The sequence below is a fragment of the Rhizobium leguminosarum genome, assembly GCF_019798305.1.
Taxonomy (GTDB): Bacteria; Pseudomonadota; Alphaproteobacteria; order Rhizobiales; family Rhizobiaceae; genus Rhizobium; species Rhizobium leguminosarum_U.
Map to the genome: position 1 here is coordinate 1 of NZ_JAAXDD010000040.1, position 3,684 is coordinate 3,684.

Annotated in this window: 1 tRNA gene and 2 rRNA genes; all 3 read right to left on the reverse strand. The window is 54.1% G+C overall.

The window, feature by feature from the left end:
* Positions 1 to 15 precede the first annotated feature (15 nt).
* Positions 16 to 92 (reverse strand) — tRNA-Met (locus tag HFO99_RS33195).
* A 143-nt stretch (positions 93 to 235) separates the two neighbouring features.
* Positions 236 to 350 (reverse strand): 5S ribosomal RNA (rrf, locus tag HFO99_RS33200).
* 229 nt (positions 351 to 579) lie between these two features.
* Positions 580 to 3,539 (reverse strand): 23S ribosomal RNA (locus HFO99_RS33205).
* Between the last annotated feature and the right edge of the window lie 145 nt (positions 3,540 to 3,684).

Consider the following 3,684-nt stretch of genomic DNA (forward strand, 5'->3'; position numbering starts at 1 on the left):
AGGCGGCTATTTGTTTGGTTGCGGGGGCAGGATTTGAACCTGCGGCCTTCAGGTTATGAGCCTGACGAGCTACCGGGCTGCTCCACCCCGCGCCATTTTATTTTGCCTATGGCAAATATGGTATTTCTTGTCTGTCTGTTCAACGCAAAAGGGCCGCATGCGCGACCCTTTTTGTTCGGCATGGGCCGTAGAGTTTGTTTAGAGAAGATTGTTTTACATCAGTTGCGATTTGCAGACCTGGCAGCGACCTACTCTCCCGCGTCTTAAGACGAAGTACCATGGGCGCAGGGGCGTTTCACGGCCGTGTTCGGAAAGGGAACGGGTGCAGCCACCCCGCCATAACCACCAGGTCGGCAAAGCGCAACTATATGTTTTGAGAAGCTGGCAGGCGTTAGCCTGTTTTCTTTTTTGAACACGTCTTTGAACCTTCTTGAGGGCGTCGGAGCAACGCTCCGCAAGGCCAAGTGGCCGTCGCGCCTTGTGGCGCGGCCCGTCCGGAGCGAAGCGGCAAAGCCGCGACAGCGTCAGGACAAAGGTCTGGCTTCATCAGCCTCTGGCTGATGAGCATAGTCAATGAGAACGATCAAGCCGATCGAGCTATTAGTACCGGTAAGCTTCATGCGTTGCCGCACTTCCACACCCGGCCTATCAACGTGGTCGTCTTCCACGGCTCTGATAGGGAATACTCGTTTTCAGGTGGGTTTCCCGCTTAGATGCCTTCAGCGGTTATCCCGTCCATATGTAGCTACCCTGCTATGCCCTTGGCAGGACAACAGGTCCACCAGAGATATGTCCATCCCGGTCCTCTCGTACTAGGGACAGATCCTGTCAATATTCCTACACCCACGGCAGATAGGGACCGAACTGTCTCACGACGTTCTGAACCCAGCTCACGTACCGCTTTAATTGGCGAACAGCCAAACCCTTGGGACCTGCTCCAGCCCCAGGATGCGATGAGCCGACATCGAGGTGCCAAACAACCCCGTCGATATGGACTCTTGGGGGTCATCAGCCTGTTATCCCCGGCGTACCTTTTATCCGTTGAGCGATGGCCCTTCCACGCGGGACCACCGGATCACTATGACCGACTTTCGTCTCTGCTCGACTTGTCAGTCTCGCAGTCAGGCGGGCTTATGCCATTGCACTCGACGACCGATTTCCGACCGGTCTGAGCCCACCATCGCGCGCCTCCGTTACTCTTTCGGAGGCGACCGCCCCAGTCAAACTACCCACCATACACTGTCCCGGACCCGGATGACGGGCCGCGGTTAGACATCCATGACGATAAGGGTGGTATTTCAAGGATGGCTCCACGGAAACTGGCGTCCCCGCTTCAAAGCCTACCACCTATCCTACACATGCCGACACGAATGCCAGTGTAAAGCTATAGTAAAGGTGCACGGGGTCTTTCCGTCTGACCGCAGGAACCCCGCATCTTCACGGGGAATTCAATTTCACTGAGTCTATGTTGGAGACAGCGGGGAAGTCGTTACGCCATTCGTGCAGGTCGGAACTTACCCGACAAGGAATTTCGCTACCTTAGGACCGTTATAGTTACGGCCGCCGTTTACTGGGGCTTCGATTCAAAGCTTGCACCTCTCCTCTTAACCTTCCAGCACCGGGCAGGCGTCAGACCCTATACGTCGTCTTGCGACTTCGCAGAGCCCTGTGTTTTTGATAAACAGTCGCTACCCCCTGGTCTGTGCCACCCCATAATAGTTGCCTAGCATGGGGTCACGCTTCTTCCGAAGTTACGCGTGCAATTTGCCGAGTTCCTTCAACATAGTTCTCTCAAGCGCCTTGGTATACTCTACCTGACCACCTGTGTCGGTTTCGGGTACGGTCTATACGGTGGAGCTATTTCCTGGAACCGCTCCGCTGCCCATCCAATCCAATAAGAATGAACAACTTGTGCAATCCGTCACTACCACCAGGCCCACGAATATTAACGTGGTTCCCATCGACTACGCATTTCTGCCTCGCCTTAGGGGCCGGCTAACCCTGCTCAGATTAACTTTAAGCAGGAACCCTTGGTCTTTCGGCGAGAGGGTCTCTCACCCTCTTTATCGTTACTCATGTCAACATTCGCACTTCCGATACCTCCAGGAGCCCTCACGGGTCTCCCTTCATCAGCTTACGGAACGCTCCGCTACCACGTGTATTGCTACACATCCTCAGCTTCGGTGCATGGCTTCAGCCCCGTTACATTTTCGGCGCAAAGACCCTTATTTAGACCAGTGAGCTGTTACGCTTTCTTTAAATGATGGCTGCTTCTAAGCCAACATCCTGGTTGTTTTGGGATCCTCACATCCTTTCCCACTTAGCCATGACTTGGGGACCTTAGCTGGAGGTTAGGGTTGTTGCCCTTTTCACGACGGACGTTAGCACCCGCCGTGTGTCTGCCGAGTAGTACTCCCCGGTATTCGGAGTTTGGTTAGGATCAGTAAGACGGTGAGTCCCCATAGCCCATCCAGTGCTCTACCCCCGGGGGTATTCGCTCGACGCTCTACCTAAATAGATTTCGCGGAGAACCAGCTATTTCCGAGTTTGATTGGCCTTTCACCCCTAGCCACAAGTCATCCCAATCTATTGCAACAGATGCGGGTTCGGTCCTCCAGTTGGTGTTACCCAACCTTCAACCTGCTCATGGCTAGATCACTCGGTTTCGGGTCTAATGCAACAAACTATATCGCCCTATTCAGACTCGCTTTCGCTTCGCCTACACCTACCGGCTTAAGCTTGCTTGTTACACTAAGTCGTTGACCCATTATACAAAAGGTACGCCGTCACCCTTGCGGGCTCCGACTGTTTGTAGGCATCCGGTTTCAGGTTCTATTTCACTCCCCTTGTCGGGGTGCTTTTCACCTTTCCCTCACGGTACTTGTTCGCTATCGGTCATGCACGAGTACTTAGGCTTGGAGAGTGGTCTCCCCATGTTCAGACAGGATTTCTCGTGTCCCGCCCTACTCTAGGACAATCATGATATCTACGCGTACGGGGCTGTCACCCACTACGGCCGCACTTTCCAGAGCGTTCCACTTTAATCACAATTGCCACTGGCCTGGTCCGCGTTCGCTCGCCACTACTTGCGGAGTCTCGGTTGATGTCCTTTCCTGCAGGTACTTAGATGTTTCAGTTCCCTGCGTTCGCTTCTTACACCCTATGTATTCAGGTGCAGATACCTTATCACAATGCTTGGAAACCATTCAGGTTTCACTCACGCTCGTCCTGCACTTTCGTGCAGCGCTGCGTGGGCGCGCCGGACGACCGGCGACGCGCTCTGCGCTGTAATCTGCCACACTCGATGTCGAGTATGCCACCCATACAGGCCAGAGGCCGTCGGCGATCGTTCGCCGTAGCGTCGGGTCGAAGACCCGACAACCAGAATGATTTCCCAAGCATTTAAGGTGGGTTGCCCCATTCGGAGATCCATGGATCAAAGCTCATTCGCAGCTCCCCACGGCTTTTCGCAGCGTATCACGTCCTTCATCGCCTGTGCATGCCAAGGCATCCACCAAATGCCCTTACGACACTTAATCGTTCTCATTGCCAATGCTCATCATCTCGTTGCCCGTTCCGCAAGGAACGGCAACAGACCGGGTTACCTTTTACAACCCAGTCAATCCAACAATGCCATTAACGTGTTCGACAGGGCTGCTTTATTGGAGCTACGCCGAGCAGCTC